The sequence below is a fragment of the Pseudoalteromonas lipolytica genome, assembly GCF_003515105.1.
Taxonomy (GTDB): Bacteria; Pseudomonadota; Gammaproteobacteria; order Enterobacterales; family Alteromonadaceae; genus Pseudoalteromonas; species Pseudoalteromonas lipolytica.
In genome coordinates this window covers 1,370,869-1,396,806 of sequence record NZ_CP032090.1, presented here as the reverse complement: position 1 = coordinate 1,396,806, position 25,938 = coordinate 1,370,869, and the positions used below count along the sequence as shown (strand labels likewise).

Genomic DNA, 25,938 nt, shown 5'->3' with positions numbered 1-25,938 from the left:
AAATACAAAATGATACTAGCACAGTGAAATAGCCACTGACATAATTGAAGTGTTAAAATTAGTGCGCGTTAACCAATTATTTTCGCTACAATAGCTAACAATTCCTAGATTTATAATGAATGAGCGATTAAATGCATTTCCCTGACGACGAAAATGGTCAATTATTAGCAGAAATTGCAGCGGCTGGTGTTGATTTAACCAGCATGCAAGTAATAGATTTCTATATTCTTTTTGAACAAAAACCTGAAGCAGAAAAGTTCGCAACGGCAATTGCAAGTGATGAACTAGCGCCTGCAACAGAGTTAGTAAAGTGTCCCGACACCGGGGTGTGGGAAGTCGTTACACGTGTTGAAATGGTCCCTGACCACACGCTATTAAGCCAAACTGAACAATACCTCGAGAGCATCGCAAATAGCCACAACGGCTATGGTGATGGTTGGGGTTTAATGGCTGACGAATAAACACGCGACATAACGCCTGCATATGGCAGGCGTTGATTACTTTAATTGATTGGCTTTTCTATAATTACCCTGATAATCAAATAGTTTCTGGGCAACTTTCCAACCATACTTTTTGTTCTTTCGGGCAATAACAAAATCTGGCGCGACCAATACATGTTGTTGTTCAATAACCTGTTCTGCTGTTTTCCAGGTAATCGGGGCACTATTCCCTTGAGCTCGCCGACCAAATTGCTTGTTAAAGATAAAACGGCCTGTGTCGTTGCTAAGATTAAAAACTTCGTCGCAACTGGCACCATCCTCATCAAAATAGCTAATTTTCAACAGCCCATTTGCGATAAGTTGTGCCGATAAACCACTACAGCGAAGCACCAACGCATCTTTTAAATTAAGGGCTTCACGCAACTTATCATCGGGGTCTGTCATCATGGCTGAGCAAGCTTGGCATTGCCTCGCTGCTATATCATTTTGCTCACCGCACTGCTCACATTCTTTAAACCTAAAACGGTAGTCGCACTGTATTTGCGTGCCATCATCATCGTCTAGAAGACCTTGGCAGCGACGCCCAAAGTGCTCAATGACATTGCCTGCGGCATCTGTTTTTCCCCAAAAAATATTCGCAAAGCCACAACCAGGACACAGTACTTGCACAGGTTCGTTGTCACTTTGGGCTTTTTTACTGCCCACCTCTGGGTAAAATAAGTCAAAGCCATTGCCTGCGTAATCAATCACTAAGCACTCTTTTTTCCCTTCACTTAATCTAAGCCCCCTGCCAACAATTTGCTGATATAAACTGACTGACTCGGTTGGACGCAAAATGGCAATAAAATCGACATGCGGCGCATCAAATCCGGTGGTGAGTACAGACACATTGACCAAAAATTTCAACTTTTTCGCTTTAAATTGATTGATGATAGTGTCGCGCTCGTTGTTATCTGTATCACCAGTAATTAATGCGGTATTGTCAGTTGGCAAGTAGCCGACGATTTCTTTGGCATGCATGACTGTTGCCGCAAAAATCATGACGCCGTGCCGATGCTCACTGTAGTCAATAACCTGCTCAATAATCGCCTTCGTTGCGCGGGTATTATCTTTGAGGAGCGCATTCATATTTTCAGCACTATAGCGTCCAAATGAATCGCAGGGTAAAGATGAAAAATCATAATGACTTATGGCTGCGTCTACTTCATGAGGCGGCGTTAAATAGCCATGTTTAATCATGTAACGAAGCGGTAACTCAAAAATACACTTTTTAAAGGGTGCGTCTTTATCTCCCCTTACAAAGCCATGATAATGATGATGATAAACCCACCCCATTCCCATACGAAAAGGAGTCGCGGTTAACCCCAATACTTTTAGCCGGGGGTTCTGTTTTTTAAGGCTGGATATCACTTGACCATACTGACTTTGATCATCCCCACTGACGCGATGACACTCATCAATAATGAGCAATGAATACGTATCACTAAGTTGCGCCGTATTGCGCGCTAGTGACTGCACACTTGCAAACGTAACCTGTTCTTTAAGCGATTTTTGTTTAAGCCCTGCAGAGAAGATACTCGCTTCAAAACCAAAGCTGATGTACTTTTGTGCGTTTTGCTCTACGAGCTCTTTAACATGCGCTAAGACTAAAATTTTCTGTTTAGCAATACGTGCTAATTCAGCAATCACTAAACTTTTGCCCGCGCCTGTTGGTAATACAATCAGTGCCGCCTCGTCCGATTGCTTAAAGTGGCTAACCGTTCGCTGTACGGCCTCTTGCTGATAAGGTCTAAGTACGTATTTCATTATTTTGTGCTGTAATAAAGACAAAAAAGGGAAGCATGTGCTTCCCTAAAAGTTCATATGGGTGAAATTAAGCGAGGTGCTTAGTTAAGTCAACACCTTGGAATGCTTTAGGACGTTTACCACGGCCTGTCCACTCAATAATTTCACCATTGTATTCGATGCGGTATTTAGGTTTTACTTTCGTACGCTTATCTGTGCCTACTACATCTTGTAAATCTTCTAATGTAAGTCCTTTTTCTTTTAGCAGATCGAGTACTTCTTTTTTAGCTTCTTGCTGTTGAGTATATTTCTCGATAGCTGAATCAATTAACTGTTTTGCTTTTTCAAGTTCAGTTAAAGACGCAGATTTGACAAAAGATCGGATTTCTTTCATTTAAAGCTCTCTTAATTATAAAAGTTAAAGATATATATCAATACACAGCTTAGTATATGGTGAAAAAATAAAATAATCTAATTTAAGTTTATTATAACCATAACTTTATTTTTTCGATCACGTCGCTTAACTCTACAATTAATTCCCTGACTATTAATGTCTCTTTTTCTTGATTAAAGCGATTTTCAGTACTCACTATAAGTTTTGATAATGGCGGGTATTGCAACATCACAATAGCTCCCTTAAGCTTATGAATAGCAGGGGGAATTTTTTCTATATCTTGGTTATCCACATGTGCAGTTAGCGTGTTTAGATCTTGTTTCAAGCTCGTAATAAACACCTCTGCTAGTGTTTTAGCGTCATTTTCATTACCAAAAACATTTAACCAATGTTGTTTATCTTTTATACCTTGCAGGTTCGATACTGGCGCCTCATCTTGTACCTGTATTTCATCTTTATTTACCTCAATAAACTCGGCTAAACGATTATATAACTCGTTAAGTTTATATGGCTTAAATAACACACTGTTCATGCCTGCATCTAACGCTTTATTTAGGCACTCTTGTGAATCGTCAGCAGTAAAACCAATGATCGGTAAATACTTAAACTTTTCCTTATCACGTAACTGTTTAGCTAATTTAAAGCCATCTAAATGAGGCATATGACAGTCAGTTAGTAATACATCAAAATTATCATTTTCTAGGGCTTTTAATGCGGCTAAACCGTCTTCAACCATCACGGCTTTTATGCCTAATTTTTGACACTGTTTTTCTAAAAGAAGCTGATTAGTTTTATTATCTTCTGCAATTAGAATCTGCCCATGCAACGCAGTTGTGAGGCTGTGTGGTAATACGTCAACACCACAATGAACATTGTTAACCAGCTCTCTGAGTAAATCGGGATAAAGAGGATCAACAAGTAAAATATGGCAACTACATTTTGCGGGAGTTTGAGTATCATTAGCGCTGGCCACGATGATGTATTTATTCTCAATATTACAAATATTCTTTTGCCAGTTTTTACCCCAACGCTCAATGGCATACTTTTCATCAATAATCATATTATCAACTTGCTGAAATACGTTAGCATCTAAAGGATGGCTGAGTTGATTATGTTTAACTCCCATGCTTGCTAAATTATTCAGTAATAAATGATTCTGAGTACACACAGACCAATAAACAGAACTCACTGCTAAATCAGGTTTAGCGACTTTAGTCAAAGGAACCGAAATAAATACATTCGTACCTTTTCCAAATGTACTGGAAATATTAATTTCACCTTTCATCGCTTCTATTAATTGCTTAGCAAGTGTTAAACCGAGCCCTGTGCCGCCATAACGTCGCTCTGTCGAGTTATCAGCTTGCTCAAAGGGTGTAAAAGTATGCGCAAGTTGCTGGGCAGTCATTCCTGCGCCGGTGTCGGATATCTCAATCTTCAAGGTCTGTTTTTCAAATAAAACGTCGCAGCTAATCGCGCCTTTCTCAGTAAACTTAACGGCATTATTTAAAATATTAGACAAAACTTGCAGTAAATGACTTACATCTATACGCGCTTGAGTAAAAGCAGCTGTTCGCCACGTTAAACGGAATTCGAGACCTTTTTGTTTTGCTAAATATTCATGCGCCCTTAAAACACGGCACAGGTGGGACTCGAGATCTACATCTTGGCAGTCGATTTCAATTTTACCTGAGCTTGTATTTGCAAAATATAAAATGTCATCAACCAAGTTACGTAATTTCGAAATTGCACTGTCAATATGTTCTACGAGGTAGAACTGCTCTTCATCTAAATAAGAAGCCCGCAGTAGTTCAATAAAACCATTAATGCCAGATATGGGGGTTCTTAACTCGTGACTCATGGTCGCGATGAATCGGCTTTTAGCTAAATCGGCCTGATGAGCCAGTTGATTTGCTTTACTTAAATCTGCTTGCTGACGCTTGAGTAAACTAATATCAAGCAATATACCATTCCAGCGAACGCCTTGAAGTTGATCATCAGAATTTTTTTCGCCTGTCGCAATGTAACGACACCATATTTTCTGCCCTAAGTTATTAACCCTAAACTCAATATCAATCATTGAGTTACGCTTTGCCGCTCGCTTAAAACTCTTCGCAATTTTTACTCTGTCTTCATCAACAATAAGCGGTGAAATACACCCAGTCATACCGCGTTGGTTAATGGTTCGAGATGTAATCCCTAAAAGGCTTTGCGCTCCTTTACTTATGTAAGTATAAAACCCCTCACCATTGTCATAGTATTCATATTGAAATACCCCGCCGGGTATCGTATCCGTGATCGTCTTTAATAATTTTTGAACAGATTCATTTTCTCGCTGCAGATTATTATGCTCTGTGACATCAGTTATCACAGTCATGATCCCTGCGATATGGCCGTCAATCCCCAAAAAAGGCTTCTTTGTATAAAGCAACTCGAGTGGTTTACCCAGACGATTGGTGAAGCGGATATGTTGATTAATTATTTTACCCGAAGTAAGGCTTTGCTTATTTTGATCTAATAATTCTTTAACGACTGCAAGATCACTGCGCAAAAATTGCTGCTCGTCATCCCAAAGATGCGCGAAATTATCTTTATACGCTTTATTCCACATGATGCGCTTTTGGTCTTGATCCTGAATAACAACCATTGTGGGTAAATCATCAATTAACTTTTGCGTAAAATTAAGCTTACTCAGTGCAGCCTGTTCTGATTGCTTACGACTCGCTATTTCCCGATTTATATTGAGACGCCGATTGATAAAGTAAATCAGTGATAAAACAACTAAAATCAACACCAAAATTGCAGTGATATTGACCGTTTTTTTATCATAACCACGCTCTATATTAAAAATACCATGACGATTTACAACATGGCTAAAATCATTGCTAGTTAAGGTTTTAAATAAACTGTCTAGCAACGTTGTTAATTCAGAAAAGTGCCTATTAATTAAAAAATAAATTGGCTGTGTATATCGATATTTAGGGTTGATATAAAACTCACCAATATAAAACTGGTTTAGCTGATACGCTGCAATGCTCTGCGGTAGCATAGCCGCATCAACAGCATCATTTCGTAGTGCATAGAAAAGCGTTTGAATTGAGTCAAATGATACGGTTTCGATAGGCTCGCTACCAACTAATTTTTCTTTAGGATCTGCAAACGCCTCAATATAACCAATACGGCGAATTTTACTCGCACGCTTAGAAACCAATACCATTTCGAAGCTATAATGTGAGGGTAACGCAATTAATATTCCTTCATCTATTTTGTCAGGTGTCATCGATGGAATGATATCGATTTTATTTGCAAGAAATAGCTTTTCTAACTCTTTACTATTTGCAGCGGGTATATATTTAAACTGGATGCCACTTCTCTGTGAGAGCAATGCAAGAGTATCATTTAAATACCCAGTAGCTTCGCCTGTTTTACTGGTTGAATTAACGGGGTATAAACCATCAATAAACGAGAATGTGAGTAAATAGTTAGTACTCTGCTGTGCATCAATACGGTTAAAATCACGCTTGAATTTACTGTATGCCTTTGCAGCGATGTATTCTTCACTGGCAGAACTTTCCCACAGCTGTTTAGTCGCAGGTGAAATAGAGGCGAGTACCGAGTTAACTTGATTTCGTAATGCGGTTTCCTCTTTATTAAACATGACGTGAAGGGTTTCACTCTCGAGCCAAATAGGACTAACAACCTTTAAGTTATTTTTAGAGTGATTTTTTAATTGGTGAGACAACACTGAATAGTCCCCCAAAAACCCGTCAAACGTACCATCAGCAACCTTGTCTATCGCATCTTCAGGTTGAATAAATCGGTTTATGAATAAAGCACCGTTTTCGGCTAAATACTCACAGTGTGAGCTCCCCGTTATACATACCCAACGCAGACTCGCTAAATTCTTTAATGCATCATTAGCAATAGACTGGTTTGCAACAATGCCCCGTGGGGCTTCCATAAATGCGGAAGAGAATAAAAAATGCTTTTTACGTTGCTGGGTTTTATTAAGACCCACAGTAAAATTAATTTCACCCGCCTGAAGCGCATCTAACAGTAAATCGAGACTGTCGTATACATGATACTCTAATTCAGCATCTGCTAATCGCGCAATCTCATTACTGTAACCAACGATGACCCCCGAAAACCGGCCATTTTCATCACGTGTATGATAAGGAAAGAAGTTATAATTAACGATACCTGCTTTGAGCTGCTTTGCATATGCACAACTTGTAAGGAAAGCAAATGTTAACGCAATGAAAAATAAGAATAGCTTATTCAGAATGATGCCAATAAGAAGGTTAAAATTTGTTACATTTTAGCAGTGTAAATTAAATACAACAATTCAGAAATCCCCACTGCTTAGATTTCTTTACGGCAAAGACTATTTAAAAGCCCTAACAACAACTTTACGTGTATCACTTAAGCTAACTCGTTTTAACGTGTGAACAACACCACTCTAATTCACCTTAGTTCAAATACAGTTTACAAGGTGATAAAAATCATGGTTTATGCCATACATAAGCAAGCTGTAAACAGCAAAAATACTTCACCTAAATGACGATGGATATTTGACTACCCAAATTTATACCATTCCGCTTAATTAAGTGGTCTATTTTGAGGCAATAAAACCGCGTTGATAACAAGGCAAAAATTTAGTTATTTAGTTGTTCTCGGCAATTGCTCCTGCATTGCTCTACCTCCTGCATCCATGCAGTCGTAAATCAGACATTTTTAACGCAGGTAGCGACTGGTTTGATCACTCAAAATGATTAAGTATTTTTGCGGATTAATGGAATGGACTCTCTCCACTCCCCAACGGCGTCATAATGCGCCATAGTAGTTTAGGGTAAGTTTTAGCGTAAACAAAGTAGAGAGAGTCACATGAATAAAATAACAATTGGATTAGATATCGCCAAGAACATTTTTCATTTAGTTTGGTTATCAAACTCGGGAAAAGTGCTCAAAAAGAAAAAGCTCAAACGCACTAACATGAAAGAGTATTTTTGTAATTTAGAGCCCGCAATTGTCGTCATGGAAGCGTGTGGCTCATCAAACTACTGGGCACAAAGTATTCAAAACTATGGTCATGAAGTGAAAGTTATCGCTCCACAATATGTAGTCCCTTACCGAAAAGGAAATAAAAATGATTTCAATGATGCAGAAGCGATAGCTGAAGCTTCACAACGAGTGAATATGCGATTTGTGCCAATAAAAAGTGTAGAGCAACAAGACATTCAACTGTTGCACCGTATAAGAGAGCGGCGAATAAAATGTAGAACGGCCTTAGTGAATCAAACCAGAGGCCTCTTAGCCGAATATGGTATTAGCCTCTCGCAAGGCGTTAATCAAGTGAGAAAGTCTATCCCCGATATTTTAGAAGATGCGAGTAACATGTTAACGCCATTGTCTCGTCGATACATAGCCAGTTTGTATGATGAATTAATTGAGGTAGATAAGTTAATCACGGATTTGGATAGCGAGATAAAAGCTTTAAGCCATCAGATAGAGCAGTGCCAGAAATTAGAAACAATGACAGGAATAGGTCCCATCATCGCAACAGCTTTGTATAGTGCAATAGGTGATGGTAAAACCTTTAAAAGTGGGCGTCATATGGCAGCTTGGCTGGGACTAGTTGCCAAACAGCATACGACTGGCGATAACCCCAAGTTAAAGGGAATAAGTAAACGAGGAAATACTTATTTGCGAACTCAGCTGATTAATGGTGCCAGAGCTGCGTTAGTCAAATCGGGGAGTAAAGCTGACAAGGTAAGCTTATGGGCAAATAACCTGCGGGAGCGGCTGCCATTTAATAAAGCAGTGGTTGCATTAGCGAATAAAATGGCGCGAATGGCATGGGCGATGACCGTAAAACAAGAGAGGTACAAATTTGTATAAAAACATTAACCGCAATTAAAAGACAAAAGTTCAATAGCAAAAATTGCAAAGATTGAGATTGACGGAAAACGGTTCATAGCCGTCCTATTTAAACCTGATAATACCAAAGGCTGTTAGAAGCCGTCGAGATTGATAAGGTGATAGGGGCGGATATCCATCAGGGCTAGAGCGGATAAATCTGCTCATAAAAAAGCCGAATATATGGCAGCAATGAACTTTGAAATTCTATCAATTACTGTCTTGCAATCGGAGAGAGTCCATATATGGTATTAATATTAAGAATATTCTTGTACGAAGGAAAGGCTATTGGAGCGTAATGATGAATGATACACCATAAAGAACAGGAACGTTCTTTATGGTGTATTTTATTGATAATACAGACTAATTATACTGTATTAAAATTTATAAGATGCTTGAAGGTAACCAAATCGACCGATATTGTCATAGATGGCTGAGCCTGCACCTGTACCCGTTGTGCTTCCTGGTAACCTACGGTTAAATAAGTTGTCAACACCCAGTTTAAGGCCAACGCCATTTTCAAAGTTATATGCGAATGAAGCATCAGTTATAAAGTATGAGCCATAACGCATTTCACTTGATGGATTTGGGTTAGTATCTAACGACGTGTGATCATATAGTTCAACACCATCTATAAAGCGTGTGCTAAAACCAACTTTATAGTTATTGTAAGTATAATCAACGGTTAGATTACCTTGCCATGTCTCTTCACCTAAAACACCTTCATAATCAGTGTAGTTTTCTGGCTCTGCTGAGAATGGATAATCTTTTGCTTCAATTAGGTATGTACCAATGAAGCTAGTATTGAATCGACCACCTAGTGCGTCAAAGTCATATGCAAACTCAAAGTCAACACCAGAATTTAAACTACGAGCAATGTTAAGCGCAAACCCTTTTAGTAGGGTAATTTCGCTCGTTTCAGGATCGCGAGTAATTAAATTACAGAATTGATTATCAACACCTGTAGGCGAATCAACACAACGGTCAATAATAGTTTGGAAACCGATACCACTAATTGTATCGTCAATGTCAATTTCCCAGTAATCCGCAGTTACGCTGAAGCCTTCTAACCAACTTGGTTGATAAACGATACCAGCCGTAATTGATTTTGATTCTTCAGGTTGCAAATCAGGATTACCACCGACTAAAGTTTCAAGAGTTGCGCTATCGTAGTTAGAATCGAAGTCTGCTGGAACACCTAATGCAGCACAGTTTGCAGCACGTATTGCTCTGCCCTCAGCGCTTAACTGATCCAACTCAGAAACCTTACAACTATCATCTACATTAGTAAATGACTGGCTCTGACCAGAGAATAACTCGTCGATGTTTGGTGCTCTCATTGCTTCTGAAACAGTGAAACGTGCTCTCAACTCTGGGTTAATGGTCCAATCTAAACCTAACTTCCAGCTTGTTGCATCACCAATTGTAGAATAATCCGCATAACGAACAGCCGTATCTAAAACGAGTGAATCGATTAAAAAGACTTCTTCTAGTAATGGAATCGATAATTCAAAGAATGCTTCAGATACATCATATCCACCATCGGTTTCACCTAGGGCATTAAAGAAAGTAGCCCCGGTTTTAGCAAATGGGTCTTCAATAGTGACGCTTGATTCGTCTCTATATTCGATACCACCAGCGAAACCAACCATACCCGCAGGTAATTCAAAAAGTGCAGAATTAGAGAATGTCGCATTAAACACAGTTTGCTCAATCTCTGAAGTTCCTACAGACGTCGTAGTAACATAGTCAATCGCTTGCTGGCTAATAGCACCATCGCCCATAATATTAGCAGCTACACAGCCATCAGCACGGGCTTCTTCACTTCGACAAACAATATTTCCTGCGTCATCAAAAACCGCATCTATTGCATTGGCATAATTAGCCATGATGACGTTTGCACCATTAATACGTTCTATCTCTGACTTACCATGTACCAAAGATATATCCATGCTCCAGTCTTCAGTCAAGTTACCTTTGAACCCTGCTACGAATCGTGTTGTCTCACGCGTATTTTCTTCTAAGCGGCGACCGATATCATTGTACATTTTATTGACACCAATGATCGATAGACCTTCTTGATCCATTAGGGCTGCTGTATCTTCAGATAAGAAAGCATTATCACGCTTTATTAAGTTTGCACCACTGAAGAAGCGGAAGAAAGGCTGACCAATATTTTCCCCTTCGGTTTTAGAGTACTTTGCTTGGAAATATGCATTCAAGTCATCTGTAACATCATAATTAACTTTGAAATTTAAGTTAATGCGGTCAAACTTTGGCTGAATTTCCGAATATTGGCGTAAATTAATATAATCACAATCTGGGCCACCACAATATGAGCCGTCCTCAAAACTGCCTGTATTTACAGGTCCTAACGTGCTGTCTGGGTTAAATCGACCCATAATCGCACCAGTGTTAGGGTTCCAAACTGTACCCGCGTTAGAGATTAAATAATAGCCCGCATTTGGTACTACTATTTTGTCTGGAAAATCTTCACTGTCTAGCATATCTTCAGGTCTTTGCATACCTGTCACGACTTCATATGGCATCGAAGCATAAGATGTCGAAGTCCACGGGTTATCTAATGCATTTAGAGAATCCTGTGAATTGTATTCGAAAGAGATAGCCGCATTACCGCGCCCTTCTGAAAAATCTTGACCGTATGAAAAAGTAAACTTCTCATTTTCATAATTATTGTTATCCGCAAACCCTTTCGTTGCAGATACATTAAGGCCTGTTATTTCTTCTTTTAAAATGAAGTTAACAACCCCCGTTACAGCATCAGCACCATATACAGCTGACGCACCACCGGTGATAATCTCAACTCGTTCAATCCACGCACTAGGAATAGTATTTGTATCTACAGAAGATGTACCTGGGGCACTAGAAACGTGACGTTTTCCATCTACAAGTACCAACGTACGCTCACTACCCATACCACGTAAATCAAGTAAGCTTACACCGGCTGTACCAATAAATCGGCCTGAGTTAGCCAGTGAATACGTCGTTGCTAGTGCAGGTAGCTTGTTTAAAACCTCACCGATATTCATTGCACCAGTGCTGACTAAATCTTCACCTGTAATTACAGTAACTGGTGATGGAGAGATAGCCCCTTCACGAAAAATGCGCGAACCTGTAACCTCAATACGCTCAACTTTTTCTACGCCTTCATCATTTTCATCTGCCGCAATAGAGCTTGCAGAGAATAGTGAAGTTGACGCTGCACTGAAAGCAAGTGCTAAGCGAACGGCCTTCGAAACCTGATTATTTAACATTGTATTCTCCCTGGTCATATCCATATTATGACTTATTAATTTTTATTTAACCCCGCCATAGGCACTAATACCTTAATGCGGTGATTAAATACTAATATCCTAGATAACTTCTGGTCAACATGTTTTTAACTTGCGCTTTTTAAAATAAAATCAATATAAATACAAACGCAACAAAAAATAAAAAATTTAAAATAAACCAAACAATGTAAAAACAAAATTGCAACAATATATTAATAATGCATATTTAAAAAAAACATTAAAACCCCACTATTTTAAAGGGAGACAGTCTAAAAACGCAGGAAAGAAGAGAGCATCAACCTTAAAACACATAAATCCAAAAAACAGAACAATTAACAACCACTAAGCTCATCACCTATAACGTCCTCATAAGTCAAAAAGGTTATAAACACTGATGATTTGCGAACATAAAATACTAAAGACACAACTTTTCATAAATAAAAGTAACTTTGATAGCCTTCGGCATAATTACCACCCGATAGACGGATCAGCTATGTACATTTACATGTTAAACTCATCATTTAAGCATAAGCACTTGATTTTAATCTATTTTTAGTTTAAATAGCCAGAAAGCTAAATTTGAGACGCAGGAAAGATTTTAAATGTTCGAGATTAATGGCATATAAGTGTCAAAATATGCAGCTGCTATGCGAAATGAAATGGACGGCTACTTCATAACTGGAAGCACTACCCTATTCTTAATTCAATATTGTTGAATGACAAAAGATCTAATATAAAAAGTAAAGAAGTGACATTTCTAAAAAACACCATTACAAATATAAAGTTTATTTTCATTCACGTGAAAATTAATAGTACAAAATATTAAATATAATCTTCCAAAACTTATTATAAAAACCCCTCATAAAAACACAAAAATTTAACAAACGTAAAAACAAGCATTAAAAATAAATAAAGACATGAAACCATTGCACTCAAAGCCAATACGAAAGAGCTGGAAATGCCACTTGTATTTACATTTAATTACATATGATAAGGCAATGTTACAACAATGTATTTACAACACTTTCAACTCTGATATTCTTAATACCTACAATTAAAAAACCAAAAACAATTGGATTGATATGAGATATATAAAAAGTTTAGGCCTCTTACTTTTACTATTTAGCCAAATGACTTTTGCTAAAAACACCCTTGAAGACTTCTTTAACAGCAAAGATTATCAACAAGTAAAAATCTCGCCTAATGGAAAATACTTTTCGATTACATTTCAAGATGAGACACAAGTTAAGCTTGTGATTCTCGATAGAAAGACAAAAAAAGTGCTATCCAGTTATGGATTTGGTGAATATCAAAAAATAGCTAACGTCATCTGGGTAAATGATGAACGCTTCATCATGTCAGTCAAAAAAACCGTTGGTTATTTAGATACTAAAGGTGGTTCACCTTACTTCATAGCTTCAAACTTTGACGGCTCTAACCGACGGGAATTGTTAGCGTCACAAACATCGTTTTACAACATTTTAAGTATTTTACCTGACGACAAAGAAAACATATTAGTTACAAAACAACATTATGCTGATGATTTTGCAGTAAAAGTTCATAAGGTAAATGTTTATAATGGTCGTTCTAGTTATCAAGCAGATCAACCTAAAGAAGATGTCTTTGGCATGGTTGCAGATGTGTCAGGCCAACCAAGAATTGCTTTTAGTTATGTTGAAAAAGAAGAGCATGAAATGGGGAAAGGTGAACTCAACATGTTCTATAAAAAGACACCTAATTCAGACTGGGAGACATTTAACCTAGGAATCTTAAATTATAATCCTGGTGATAACCTTTCAATTATTGGCATGAACAAGTCAGGAAATTTAGCGTACTTTACTAATGACTCTACCACTAAGAACATAGCTGTATTTTCTTTTAATTTGGAAACAAATGAACTTAAGAAACTGATAGAAGACGCAGATGTTGATATTTCAACACCTATATATGGCTTTTCAGGTGAGGTTGTGGGTGTTACGTATGATCCCAATTATCCTGCATATCATTATTTCTCGGATGCAGGGGATAACGATGTTTTAAAAAGGCTAAGTGACTCATTCCACGCATATAGGCTAAGATTTACAAGTCATGCCAAAGAACAAAAGCTTTCTGTCTTTGAAGTTTCATCAGATAAATCACCCACAGAATTTTACCTTTACGACATTACCTCGAAGAAAGCGAGTTTTGTCGCTTCGATGAACGAGAAAATAAACAAAAAGGAACTAGCAACTGTAGAGCCATTCAAAATATCAGCACGAGATGGTGTCGTATTACACGGTTATATAACGATACCAAATAATAAAAAAGAACCTTACTCTGCAGTAGTAATGCTGCATGGAGGACCTCATGGTGTCAGAGATTTCTGGGGGTTTAATGCTGAAGCTCAGTATCTCGCAAGTATTGGATATGCAGTGTTGCAAGTAAACTTCAGAGGCTCTGGTGGCTATGGTAGCTCATTTTTAAAGAGTGGTTACAAAAATTGGGGTACAAAAATGCAAGATGATGTAACTGATGCCACCCACTGGGCTATAAAGCAAAAAATTATCGATAAAAATAATATCTGTATATATGGTGGGAGTTATGGTGGTTACGCAGCACTAATGGGCGCAGTAAGAGAGCCTGACTTGTACAAATGTGCTATTGGATATGTAGGCGTATACTCTATCCCTGAAATGTTTTCCAGTGGAGATATCCCAACGAGAGATTCTGGGGTGAAATTTTTAAATACTGTGCATGGTATGGACGTAGAAGATCAGAAATCTCGTTCACCTGCATATAATGTTGATAAAATTAAGGCTAAACTTTTTATAGCTCATGGCTCGGATGATATTAGGGTTCCTATGGAGCAATATGAAGCGCTAACTTCAGCCCTTGATAGAATTAATTACCCTTATAAATCAATGGTAAGAAATGAGGGGCATGGTTATCATAAGCCTAAAAATCGCACTGATTTTTACAATGCTATGACAAAGTTTTTAGATGAAAATCTTAAATAGAGTTTAAAGAACCAGAAATAAAATTAGCAAAATTTTAAGCCGTTAGTTAAATAACCTCTAACGGCTTAATGTTAAACAGAGTGTAGATAATTAAGTTTATTAACCTAGTTGTGATACGCTTTGAGAAAATAAAAAAGTTCACTGCTCTTATAAATAGCGTGCAGTAATTAATCTGAGCAGCTTATATTTACTAGGAAGTTTTTATAATGTTCATGCTTTTTTGTAACGCTAACTTAAATTTAAAGTCCTTTTATTAGTGATAAATACACAGAAACACAATAGAAATATTCAGCGGGAGATTCGTTTTAACGAAACAAGGGGCCCTTGCCTCTTTACTCGATAACAACGGTCCATGCAAAGTGTTCTTCATCAACTGACATTGAGTTAATACTTTTAATCTTTAATTCTAGACTCGCTTCATCGAATGCGCTGCGAATAGAGTTTTCAGTCATTGACACACGTGTTTGCTCTTCAAGCCGTTTAATTTGAAATTCAACATTAGTCTGTAATTTATCAATTGCAGTATGCGACTCTGAATTAATGTTTTGCATTATTTTTGCAACATTACTTACAACATCTTGAAACCACTGTAATGAATTATTGTCCAGTGAAAACTCATTTAGTGATTTAATGAGTTGTTTATTTTTGTTAGTAAACTCAAGCTGCTGATTTGTAAGCTTGAGATCAACCAATGTTTTTAGTTTTTCAAACAGTTCCAACTCAACCAAAGATTTAAACACTGACAGTCCTGCTGCCGAGTTTAGTGCAATTTGTGATGATGCACTGTGCATCATAAACACCGCTTGGCCACTTGGTTTTAAAACCCGGGTCACTTCTTTGAGGGATGATTCCCACGACGAATATTCGAAGCCAAATTGACTAACTAACAGATCAAAACAATCATCTTCATAAGGCAACTGTTCAAGGTTAGTCGCAAATGAAAAATTTATATCTTTAATGATTTTTTCTAATTTCACATCATTTGACTTTATCGAACTTACGTCTATGTCAGCCGCATCACAAGCATAAATATCAACCAACTTATTCTGTGAATTTGCCGCAGCTTTTAGCCAAATAGCAAGTGCCCCCTTACCGGTTGCTAAATCAAGTACCTTTAGATTTTCACTGCTTATTTCACTAAGAGTTTTCTGCCAAAAATGCAGTATTTCTTTAGGGTAACCAAACTCATTTTTAAGTTCTGCAAAACTTGAAAAACCATCTGTTGAATTCCAATATTGTTCCCAATGCATAATAAAGTCCGAATTTGATACGCACACACTCCAGCTCATATTATAAAGAATCAAAAAACTAGATTCTATAATTAAAGTCTCTACTGTGTATTCGTATTAATAAAGAGGGGCGAAAGAGGTTATAAAATAAAAGAGCGACATATAATAATGTCGCTCTTTTCTAGTTAAACTTAAACAATATTAGAATGATTGTTTAAAGTTGAAGTACATGATACGACCGAAACCTGAGTATAGGTTGAAGTTGTAGTCACGACCATCATAAGCAAATAGAGGTGGCTCTTTACCAAATGCATTTTGAGCACCGAAGCTGATCTTAGAGTTCCAAGGCGTGTTATACGCTACTTGAAGGTCATGAGTTACCCACGTAGGAATATGACCAATACACTTACCATCTGCATCGATGTCTTCACATTGGCTATCAATAAGGTTTAAGTTCCAAGTTACATCAAAATCAGCAACTGAATAAACATTTGATAATGTTAGACGTTGTTGTGGTACACCAGGGTCTTTAACGAAGTTACGACCACCGTCCGTGCTGTAATCAAGGATGTGAGAGATGTTTAAGTTAGTTGTTAAACGACCTGCATCACCGAAATCAAAGCTTGAACGTGCTTTAAAGTCTAAACCAGAAGTTTCAAGTGTACCATCGTTACCGAAACCACGAACTACATTAGTAATACCGCCATTTGGTGCACGAGTTACTGTAAATGCTGGCGGAAGTGAGTCACCACGTAATGTTGCATCAATAATGTATTGAGAACCAAACGCACGGATACGGTTAGTAATCTCGATATCATAGTAGTCTAGCTCAAAATCGATGTTATCAGTCGCTTGATATACGATACCTAATGACATTTGCTCTGATTGCTCAGATTGTAGATCAGGGTTAGAGATAACAGTTGCATTAATTTGTGATGAACAACCAGCTGCCTCACCGATTGCCGCACATGTTAAATCATCGCTTACTGAGTCAGCAGACTCTGCTGGCTGTTGTGTAAGGTCTGGTAATGACGGTGCACGGAAACCTTTACCCCAAGAAGCACGAAGTACTAACGCATCAATTGGGTTATAACGAGCAGATACTTTTGGTGAGAAATCTGAACCATAGTCAGAATAATCATCGTAACGACCAGCGAAGTTTAGTTCAAATTGCTCAGTTACTGGTACTAGCGCTTCGAAGAATAGACCTCGAACAGAACGTGAACCACCTGCAGAGCTACCTGATGAACCACCTACTTGACCCGCTTCAGAAAGTGAATCGTAGTTATCAGCATAATCTTCTGTACGGTATTCAAAACCTACGAAACCTTGGATAGCACCAGCATCAGTTTCCATGATGTCAAATGCCGCATTCGCAAAGACTTCTTCTTGGTTAAATTTACCAGTACGAGACGTCGTTACAGTCATCGCGTTACGTACTTCTGCTGAAGCACCAAACGGGTCGTTTAACATGTAAGTACCGTCATTGATATACTGACGAGCGATACTACGAAGAATGTAACCACTACCTACGTTGTGGCTTTCGTTGATTGTTTTACGTGCGCCAGCTTCAACTGAAACACTACCAATCATACCATTAGTACCGAATGTGATATCTTTCAACTCTGTAGAAAGGTTGTTATCACGATTACCTAGAGCAGCAAAACGGTGCCAAAAATCGAGTGGCTGTTGCTCAAGCTCTAACGAAGGATCGTAAATAGGGCTATCAGGGTTAGTTGGGTTATTTGGGCTATCCGCATCAATTTGGTCTGGGCCATATGCAGTCTCATCTAGACCTGGTGCGTAACGACCAAATGACTTAGTTTGTGCGATATTGATGTTAGAGAAAATGCTCCAGTCATCATTGATGTCAAAACGTGCTTTTACGAAAGCTGAACGGTTTTTAATTGACGCTTCATCAGCAGATACAGCTGCGAAGTTAAAACCACAACGCGCACCAATTCGGTAGAAGTTTTCGTTACCAACACCTTCACAAGTAGCTTCTGGCGAGAAGAAATCAAAGTTACTTGCACCTGGGATGTAATTACCCTCATCATCTTGTGCCATTGTTGTGAAGTTGTTTGAGTACACTGAACCACCTGGTGAATACCAAGGGAAGTCACGAGCGTAAACAATATCACGACCATTCCATGAAGCACCTGCAAGCACTGATGCATTATCAGAAGAAGCACCGAAAACTACAGAACCATTTTCACGATCGCCACCTTCATGCTCAATACGACCAGAACCTAATGTAACTTCTGCGCCGTTGTAATCTTTACGAGTGATTACGTTGATTACACCACCAATTGCATCTGAACCGTACAATGCTGATGCACCATCTGAAAGAATTTCAACACGCTCAACAGCTGCCATTGGGATGAAGTTTAAATCTTGGCTAGAACCAGTAAGTGTTGACTTAGGTAAACGACGACCGTCAACTAGAACTAATGTACGGTCAGAGCCTAGACCACGTAAACTTACAGTAGTAGCACCTTGCGCAGAGCTACCAGACTGTGGACGAAACGAACCCAGACTGTTGAAAGTTGTGTTACGAAGTAGATCAGCAACTGAAGATTCACCACTAAGCTCAATTGCTTCACGGTCAATTACTGTGATTGGTAAATCAGTAGCCATATCAACACGCTTAATGCGTGAACCAGTTACTTCAATTCGCTCAACCTTTTCAGCACTTTCTTCATCTTCTGCTGCCATAGTGCTAACAGAAAAAGAAGCAGCTGAAGCTGCACCAAAAGCGATCGCTAAGCGAACAGCTTTTGAAACTTTATTATTTAACATTTGATTCTCCCTGGACCACTATACTGTGGCTATATTTTGCATAAGCTTGTTTATTATTTGTTATCGGACATGCGTCGCGACCAACAAATAATAAACAAATTAAACAAAATATCCAGAGTTTTGTTTATAAAAAATTAATAAATTGATACAAAAATTAATTAAACGCTCAAAAAAAGCACTATTTTAACATTAATAAAGCTGTGAAATTTACAACACTTGGGCAAAAAACAATCAGAACAGCTGAATTTGACTAGAATATAGCCCCTTTGAATTAGTCCCTGAAACCTCAATAATCATGTTAACCAGTGGCAACAGCTGTTTATTAACATAAACACCATAATCGAACTTGTGATTTCCGGTATAATACTCAGCGCCTTTCAGCGTATATACGTATTCAATTACTTGACCTCGTTGTATTTGAGCATTGGGGTTATGTGCTAAATATTGCTTCGCAGCTTTGACATGAGGAGGGATATTTTTTTGATAGTCTGTTAGGTGTTGACCTAGACGTTTTCGATAAACCAGTAGCGAGTCATACTCGCCTGCGTAAAGCTTTTCCACATAGTTATCAAATAGCTGCCTGATCAGCTCTTGGTTGTATTGTTCGCTAAATAAAATTTCAAAGAGTGCGACCTGAAACCTCTGAGCAAGCTCTGTCCAATCACTTCGCACTGTTTCCATTCCTTTAAACACAAGTGCTGTTTTGCCATGTTTTTCTACTCTACCTACATAGCGTTTCTTTGAACCGGTGGTTTTGCCCCTAATTGTCGGCATAAAAAATGGGCTGTAGTGAGTTTCAAACTCAATTTCTAAGAAATTTTCTAATTTGTATGTTTCCTGTAATACACTTTCCCAGCGTTTGTTTATATTTCTTGCCAGCTTTGTACCAATTTCGTTACAGCTCTGAGAATTTAATTCATCATCAAGTTTCACAAACGTGGAGTCAGTATCACCATAAATTACCTTATACCCCCACTCTTCTAGCCACTTTTTAGTAGTTTGCATAATTTCATGACCACGTAATGTAATTGAACTTGAAAGACGAGGATCGTAAAAACGACAGCCTTTCGAGCCTAAAACGCCATATAAACTATTCATGATGATCTTTATAGCCTGAGAAAGCATCGGCTGTTCATTGTCTTTAGCAAGTTGCCTCGTTGCGGCAAGTTCACGAATAAGCTCAGGTAGGTGGTGCTCTGTTCTTGAGAAAAGGGCTTGATTAAAACCTTCAATTGCGTGATTAGGGTGTTTTAGCCCCTCCACCATACCAAGTGGATCTATACAAAAAGTGCGCATTATTGATGGATATAAGCTTTTGTAATCAAGTACTAATATATTTTTATATAAACCAGGCTCCGAGGACATGACATAACCACCTGGACTATCAAAGCTAAGACCATGATCGCCTGAGTTTGGAGCTACATAACCACTGCGATGCAATAAAGGAAGATAAAGGTTAGTAAAGGCCGCAACGGATCCACCCATTCTTTCAAGCTCTAAGCCGGTTAGTTGACTTCGAACAACGGCAAAATCGAGTAACTTAAGCTTTTCGAAAATGCGTTGTACTAAAATACAGTCTTGGCGGTTATAGCAAGCAAGTGCGAGCTTATCTTCATTAAATTGACGAACGATTTCTGCTAAGCGGTTATCTGAAGAAATTAGTTTTTCTTCACCTAACTCAATACTCGCCACATTCGCGAGGCTAAAGCTATCGTAGTGATACGTTGCATTTTTAAGTGTATCAATACCATCAATAACAACCCTGCCTGGGATCGTTAAACGTGTAAAATTACCAGTTCTGAGAGTCATTTTTTCATTGTTACGACCCAGAGACAGCCCTACACCTAATGCTTCAGAACGAGCATGAAGTACTGTAAAATCAAACTCAATAACGTTCCAGCCAATAATAACGTCAGGGTCAATGACTTGCACACACTCACAGAGCTTATACAATAAGTCGATTTCATCCTCACACCATATAACATTGAAGTTAAGATCAGCGGTGTCCTCAGCTTTACCGATCATAAGAACAGCATCTATGCTCTTCCCGACTAGTCCTACTGAAAACAGCACCCCTTCTCCATCACATTCGATATCTAACGATACAGTAGTGAAAGTGGGTGTGAACTCGGTATTTTGTTTAAACTGAACGTCTGCTAATACGGGGTAAGGCTGACCTTTAATTAACCGCCCTTTGGCCCACACCGAACCTTTGATAAAACGCTCCATTAAAAACCGGTCAACCGGTCTAATATCGTCTTCGTAAACTTTGATGAAATGGGCTTTTAGCTGTTTTGCAGCGCGGTAATAATGCTTAAGTGAAGAAAAATAGCACGACACAACAGCCTGCTGCTGGAAGCTTTTTAATTGCACTGGCTTAAATTCACATGCCACATTGTGCTGTGCCAAGATTCGAGTTGCCGCAGCAACATCTTTTTCATTAATGAAAAAGAGCACTTTTTGCGGTGGGCTAATCAGCTTGACAGGTCCTTGCTCAGACAAAATCCACACCACAATGGATACGCCATGCGTACTATCAAAGCATTGTGTTGAAAGAATAAAGCCAGAAGTTAATTGCATCTATATGACCCTTTAAACCCAAATATGAAAATGCGAAATGCATAAAACAAATGCTAATCAACAAATTTACTAACAAGTCGCTTGTAGTTACTCAGTTAACTCTCTAAAATTAATTACTGTAATTATATACATACTTTAGGTTATCTGGGCATGCTTTCTGACTCATTAAAAAAAACTATTCGGCAAATTCATAAGCATGTAGCTGATAATCTCACTGATTACCGCCCACGAAGTAGTCAAAACTACTTAGTTGCTGAAATAGCCAAAACACTGGCGGGTGAATACCATAAAAGCCAACGTATCTGTGTTATAGAAGCCGGCACAGGCACGGGTAAATCGTTAGCGTATTGTTTAGGTGCGCTGCCACTCGCTATGGCAAAAAAGAAAAAACTGGTTATTTCAACGGCGACCGTTGCCCTGCAAGAACAGCTAATTAACAAAGAGCTGCCTTTTTTCAAAGAGCATTCAGGCCTCGATATCAAGTTTGATCTTGTTAAAGGTCGACAACGATATATTTGTGCACAAAAGCTCAGCAACGCGGTCAATGGCGATAGCCAAACCCAAATGGAGTTCATGCCCACACTTTCTTCTCCATTAAGTGATATGGAAACAAAGTGTTTAAAACAGCTGTACGATGCGTATTCAAAAAAACAATGGCAAGGCGATCGCGATAGCTGGGCCGACACAATTCCCGATAAAGTATGGGGCCTTATTGCTTGCGATAAGCACTCATGCCAACGACAAATGCGTGCTCATCAATTATGTCCATTTCATATGGCGCGCCAGCGGTTAATGCAGATGGATGTGCTTGTTATCAACCACTCATTATTGCTTGCCGATCTTGATTTAGGCGGCGGAAAAATACTGCCTGAACCCGATAACACCATTTATGTTATTGATGAGGCGCATCACTTAGCCCATATCACTCGCGACTTTTCATCTGCCGCAGCGACCATCAAAGGCACGATAGAGTGGCTTGATAAACTGGTAAAATTTGCAGGCAAAATGGCCAACGTTTTGGTAGGCCAAAAGGCCATTGGGCAAAATTTTAAACTGAGCGACAGTATTAATGATGCGGCTAAAAACTTAAAAGTGGTGCGCGACATACTCGACAATGCCAACTTTAATTACAACAGTGATGATACCTATCGCTTTGAGCACGGTGAAATCCCAGCCTCGTTACATGCCAAAGCAAAAGACATTAGCGACGCAACGCTTGATGCTCTGCGTGCCTTGAATAAAATGCATGACACGCTCGTACAAGATGTGAGTGATGGCGATATAAAACCCTATGTTGCCGACCCTATTTTAGGGGAAAGTGGTCACTACATAAATCGTTTGGAATTATTAAATAAATTATGGTTTAGTTATGCCACAAAGGGCGAAGGTATTCCCCATGCACGCTGGATTAAACGTTTAGAATATAAAAATCATCATGATCATTTACTCAGTGATTGCCCAATTGAAGTTGGTTATTACTTAAAAGATAAACTTTGGAATCAATGCGCGGGAGCCGTACTTTGCTCTGCAACTTTAACCGCACTAGGGTCATTTGACCACTTTGCTTACGAGTGTGGCCTTGCCAAAGAAGAGGGTGTTAAGTATATCAAAGTGCCGTCACCTTTTGATTACCCCAAACAAGCTACATTACATATTCCGAACACACTTATAGAACCGACAGACAAAGCATTTAGTGATCATTTAGCCGAAAAGTTACCAAGTTACCTTGATGATAAAAAAGCAAATTTAGTGCTTTTTGCCTCATATTGGCAAATGGACCATGTGGTCAAAGCACTTAGAACGAAAGGGATAGATGTCTTAGTTCAAGGTGAAATGTCGCGCGAGGCCTTACTCAAAAAACACAAAGCTAATGTCGATTTAGGGAGGCCAAGTTATTTATTTGGTACACAAAGCTTATCAGAAGGGCTCGATTTACCGGGTAAATACCTAGAAAACCTCGTCATTACTAAAATTCCTTTTGCGGTGCCAACTTCACCGATAGAAGAAGCACAGGCCGAGTTTGTGCAAAGTAAAGGGGGCAATCCATTTTTATCAATCACAGTTCCTGATGCAGCAAAGAAATTAGTTCAAAGCTGTGGTAGACTGCTTCGCAAAGAAAACGATCAAGGTCGCATTACCATTCTTGATCGCCGTTTAGTGACCAAGCGATATGGCAAAGCCATGCTCGATACCTTGCCACCTTTTAAAAGACAAATTGATTATTAATGTTTGAACTAGCTTTAGAACCAACCACATGGGCATTACTTTGCGCTGTCGCGCTGGCCGCTGGATTTATTGATGCCATTGCTGGCGGTGGAGGTATGCTTACCGTCCCCGCGTTACTGACAGCCGGACTTCCTCCCCATCTTACGCTTGGCACCAATAAATTGGCAGCCAGTTTTGGCTCATTAACAGCCAGTGTCACCTACTTTCGTAAGAAGTTATTTAACCCTCGTTTTTGGGCTGCATCCATAATAGCAACAGCAATAGGGGCATTAATTGGTACGTTGGTTGTTGATTATTTAAGTATCGATTTTTTAAATAAATTGCTCCCTGTGGTAATCATTTTGGTTGCCTGTTACAGCTTATTTGGCAGCCTAAGCACAACAGAGCATAATGAATTACCAACACTTGATACTAAAACAAAGATTAAACAATGGTTACAAGGTTTAGGACTTGGCTTTTTTGATGGTCTTGCAGGGCCCGGTACCGGCACGTTTTGGACGGCTTCAAATAGTCTATTATATAAAATGAGCTTATTGCTTAACTGCGGCCTTGCTCGGTCAATGAACTTTGTCTCAAACTTTATTTCATTGATTACCTTTGTCGCATTAGGCCATGTTAATTTTTTATTAGGCATCACGATGGGCTTATTTTTAATGCTAGGCGCATGGCTAGGTGCGCATTCTGCGATTAAATTTGGTGGTAAAATGATACGCCCTGTCTTTAATACCGTGGTCATTATTTTGGCATTAAAGCTAATTTATGAGGCTTACTTATAAATGCATTCCCCTGCTTTTGATAAACTATGTGAACAAATTGCTCGGCTGAAACATCAAGCCACACAATTCGATCAGAGCAATTTATTTGCTAAAAACCGCTACATGCAAGCGCAACCAAGTTTATTTGATAGAGGGGTGTTTACAACAAAAAGTATGAAGCTTGCTGACTACGTGAGTGAAATTGAAGACGAGTTAAAAAGTTTACCCCCGGCAGAGCATCGCCACGCGTATCAATATGCCTTAGAGCGGATAACTCAGCAGGTACAAGCCGTCTTCAATGTAATAAAGTCGACTCCTGTTTGGGCAAAAGAAAACAAATACAGTTTTAGGCCTAAAACCAAACCTCAGGTATACAAACAAGCCGTACAAAAAATGATGCAATCGTCGCATGAACTGTATGACGAACTGAAACAGAACCATGAGTTTGAACGTCGTTTAGTACTGATGATCGAAGAAAGAAAACTCAAACTAGACGCAGCCAGCGCAGCAAAAGCAGCAGAAATAAATCAAGAGATACTAGCATTGCATGCACGCTTAGGAAGGTGTCGTAAAGCAATTTCTGCCACCGAAGACAAAATTCAACAGGTCGAAAAACAGCAGCTTAGATAATGTTTTACTATCATCCCAGTTATTCTGCGCTTAATTTACCCGCACGGCATCGCTTCCCTATTCAGAAGTACAGCTTACTAAAACAAAAATTAAGTACCTCTATAAACGACGATAAGTTTATTACACCTAATAAAGCCACAACAGCACAATTAGCGTTGTGTCACGACCCGACTTACATTAATGCATTTTTAAATGGGACACTTGAGGAAAAAGCCATTAAGAAAATGGGCTTTCCTTGGTCAAACGAGTTAGTTGAACGCACCTTACTTTCTGTCGGTGCAAGTATAAATGGCGCTGAATTCGCATTGCAGCACGGTGCCGCTTTTAATCTAGGCGGCGGTTATCATCACGCCTTTAGTGATCACGGAAGTGGTTTTTGTATTTTTAACGATTTAGCGATTGCTGCAAACCACTTAATAAACGAAGGGCTGGCTGACACTGTTCTGATTTTCGATTGTGATGTACACCAAGGAGATGGCACCGCAGAAATTGTAAGCCATCACGAACAAGTGATTAGCTGCTCAATTCATTGTGAGCAAAATTTTCCGCGCATCAAGCAACACTCTCACTACGACTTCGCACTTGAGCATGGCACTACTGACCAACACTACCTTGAAACAGTAAAACAAGCATTCCAACTAACCGTTCGACTGCATCAACCCGATATCATTTTATATAACGCCGGCGCAGATATCGCTAGCGACGATGAGTTAGGGCATTTTTTTGTTAGCCTTGATGGGGTATACCAACGTGATCACTTCATATTAAGCCAAGCAAAAGCGCAGCAAATTCCTATTTTTTCGGCTTTGGGTGGGGGCTATCAACGAAATATAAATCGCTTAGTTAATGTTCATTCTCAGCTTTTTAGAGCTGCTGTCGATTTATTTTAAAGCTTGGT

The 25,938-nt window shown here is 38.9% G+C and carries 14 protein-coding genes; 7 read left to right on the top strand and 7 right to left on the bottom strand.

What is annotated here, in order from left to right; all coding sequences use genetic code 11:
* The first annotated feature begins 131 nt into the window (after nt 1–131).
* Nucleotides 132–461: a ribonuclease E inhibitor RraB gene (locus tag D0907_RS06365; RefSeq protein WP_036969441.1), complete on the top strand. Its 330-nt coding sequence runs from the start codon at nt 132–134 to the stop codon at nt 459–461.
* Between the two features lie 36 nt (nt 462–497).
* Here D0907_RS06365 and radD read toward each other — a convergent pair whose 3' ends face one another.
* From radD to D0907_RS06350, 3 genes are all read right to left on the bottom strand, one after another.
* The gene (gene radD, locus D0907_RS06360) at nt 498–2,246 is read right to left on the bottom strand and encodes a DNA repair helicase RadD (RefSeq protein WP_118844178.1); all 1,749 of its coding nucleotides are present in this window, start codon (nt 2,244–2,246) and stop codon (nt 498–500) included.
* Between the two features lie 67 nt (nt 2,247–2,313).
* Nucleotides 2,314–2,619, bottom strand: a complete 306-nt coding sequence (locus D0907_RS06355; RefSeq protein WP_036969446.1) for an H-NS histone family protein — start codon at nt 2,617–2,619, stop codon at nt 2,314–2,316.
* Nucleotides 2,620–2,710: 91 nt separating this feature from the next.
* On the bottom strand, nt 2,711–6,751 hold the full coding sequence (locus tag D0907_RS06350; protein ID WP_244223149.1) for an ATP-binding protein: 4,041 nt from the start codon (nt 6,749–6,751) through the stop codon (nt 2,711–2,713).
* Between the two features lie 749 nt (nt 6,752–7,500).
* Here D0907_RS06350 and D0907_RS06345 point away from each other — a divergent pair.
* Nucleotides 7,501–8,514: an IS110 family RNA-guided transposase gene (locus tag D0907_RS06345; protein ID WP_065979998.1), complete on the top strand. Its 1,014-nt coding sequence runs from the start codon at nt 7,501–7,503 to the stop codon at nt 8,512–8,514.
* 395 nt (nt 8,515–8,909) lie between these two features.
* On the opposite strand, the gene D0907_RS06340 is transcribed toward D0907_RS06345, so the two are convergent.
* Nucleotides 8,910–11,807 carry a TonB-dependent receptor plug domain-containing protein gene (locus D0907_RS06340; protein ID WP_036969450.1) on the bottom strand — a complete coding sequence of 966 codons (2,898 nt, stop codon included), beginning with the start codon at nt 11,805–11,807 and terminating at the stop codon, nt 8,910–8,912.
* Between the two features lie 1,100 nt (nt 11,808–12,907).
* On the opposite strand from D0907_RS06340, the gene D0907_RS06335 reads away from it, so the two are divergent.
* The gene (locus D0907_RS06335) at nt 12,908–14,821 is read left to right on the top strand and encodes an alpha/beta hydrolase family protein (RefSeq protein ID WP_065978828.1); all 1,914 of its coding nucleotides are present in this window, start codon (nt 12,908–12,910) and stop codon (nt 14,819–14,821) included.
* A 332-nt stretch (nt 14,822–15,153) separates the two neighbouring features.
* Here D0907_RS06335 and D0907_RS06330 read toward each other — a convergent pair whose 3' ends face one another.
* The 3 genes from D0907_RS06330 to D0907_RS06320 all read right to left on the bottom strand — a co-directional run bounded on the left by D0907_RS06330 (nt 15,154) and on the right by D0907_RS06320 (nt 21,429).
* Entirely contained in the window at nt 15,154–16,071 is a 918-nt protein-coding gene (locus D0907_RS06330; protein WP_162898030.1) for a class I SAM-dependent methyltransferase, read from the bottom strand.
* Nucleotides 16,072–16,251: 180 nt separating this feature from the next.
* Complete coding sequence (locus tag D0907_RS06325; RefSeq protein ID WP_036969455.1) at nt 16,252–18,849, bottom strand: TonB-dependent receptor plug domain-containing protein; 2,598 nt, start codon at nt 18,847–18,849, stop codon at nt 16,252–16,254.
* A gap of 231 nt (nt 18,850–19,080) precedes the next feature.
* A complete protein-coding gene (locus tag D0907_RS06320) occupies nt 19,081–21,429 on the bottom strand; it encodes a DNA polymerase II (RefSeq protein WP_075594134.1) in 2,349 nt (782 codons plus the stop codon).
* Nucleotides 21,430–21,579: 150 nt separating this feature from the next.
* Here D0907_RS06320 and dinG point away from each other — a divergent pair, with 150 nt between their 5' ends.
* Genes dinG through D0907_RS06300 form a run of 4 tightly spaced genes read left to right on the top strand, consistent with a single transcriptional unit; the run spans nt 21,580 to nt 25,930 of the window.
* Entirely contained in the window at nt 21,580–23,655 is a 2,076-nt protein-coding gene (dinG, locus tag D0907_RS06315) for an ATP-dependent DNA helicase DinG (RefSeq protein WP_075594135.1), read from the top strand.
* Nucleotides 23,655–24,431 (top strand): sulfite exporter TauE/SafE family protein, encoded by a 777-nt coding sequence (locus D0907_RS06310; RefSeq protein WP_118844175.1) that lies wholly within the window; start codon nt 23,655–23,657, stop codon nt 24,429–24,431. The genes dinG and D0907_RS06310 overlap by 1 nt, the downstream gene beginning before the upstream one ends.
* Nucleotides 24,432–25,040, top strand: a complete 609-nt coding sequence (locus tag D0907_RS06305) for a primosomal replication protein (RefSeq protein ID WP_118844174.1) — start codon at nt 24,432–24,434, stop codon at nt 25,038–25,040.
* Nucleotides 25,037–25,930 (top strand): histone deacetylase family protein, encoded by an 894-nt coding sequence (locus D0907_RS06300; protein ID WP_180311625.1) that lies wholly within the window; start codon nt 25,037–25,039, stop codon nt 25,928–25,930. Before D0907_RS06305 ends, D0907_RS06300 begins: the two co-directional genes overlap by 4 nt.
* Nucleotides 25,931–25,938 lie beyond the last annotated feature (8 nt).

What these genes read in the sequence shown, in the direction of transcription:
- D0907_RS06365 (WP_036969441.1), top strand. Translation starts at nt 132, where the DNA reads ATGCATTTCCCTGACGACGAAAATGGTCAATTATTAGCAGAAATTGCA.
- radD (WP_118844178.1), bottom strand. Translation starts at nt 2,246, where the DNA reads ATGAAATACGTACTTAGACCTTATCAGCAAGAGGCCGTACAGCGAACG.
- D0907_RS06355 (WP_036969446.1), bottom strand. Translation starts at nt 2,619, where the DNA reads ATGAAAGAAATCCGATCTTTTGTCAAATCTGCGTCTTTAACTGAACTT.
- D0907_RS06345 (WP_065979998.1), top strand. Translation starts at nt 7,501, where the DNA reads ATGAATAAAATAACAATTGGATTAGATATCGCCAAGAACATTTTTCAT.
- D0907_RS06340 (WP_036969450.1), bottom strand. Translation starts at nt 11,807, where the DNA reads ATGTTAAATAATCAGGTTTCGAAGGCCGTTCGCTTAGCACTTGCTTTC.
- D0907_RS06335 (WP_065978828.1), top strand. Translation starts at nt 12,908, where the DNA reads ATGAGATATATAAAAAGTTTAGGCCTCTTACTTTTACTATTTAGCCAA.
- D0907_RS06330 (WP_162898030.1), bottom strand. Translation starts at nt 16,071, where the DNA reads ATGCATTGGGAACAATATTGGAATTCAACAGATGGTTTTTCAAGTTTT.
- D0907_RS06325 (WP_036969455.1), bottom strand. Translation starts at nt 18,849, where the DNA reads ATGTTAAATAATAAAGTTTCAAAAGCTGTTCGCTTAGCGATCGCTTTT.
- D0907_RS06320 (WP_075594134.1), bottom strand. Translation starts at nt 21,429, where the DNA reads ATGCAATTAACTTCTGGCTTTATTCTTTCAACACAATGCTTTGATAGT.
- dinG (WP_075594135.1), top strand. Translation starts at nt 21,580, where the DNA reads ATGCTTTCTGACTCATTAAAAAAAACTATTCGGCAAATTCATAAGCAT.
- D0907_RS06310 (WP_118844175.1), top strand. Translation starts at nt 23,655, where the DNA reads ATGTTTGAACTAGCTTTAGAACCAACCACATGGGCATTACTTTGCGCT.
- D0907_RS06305 (WP_118844174.1), top strand. Translation starts at nt 24,432, where the DNA reads ATGCATTCCCCTGCTTTTGATAAACTATGTGAACAAATTGCTCGGCTG.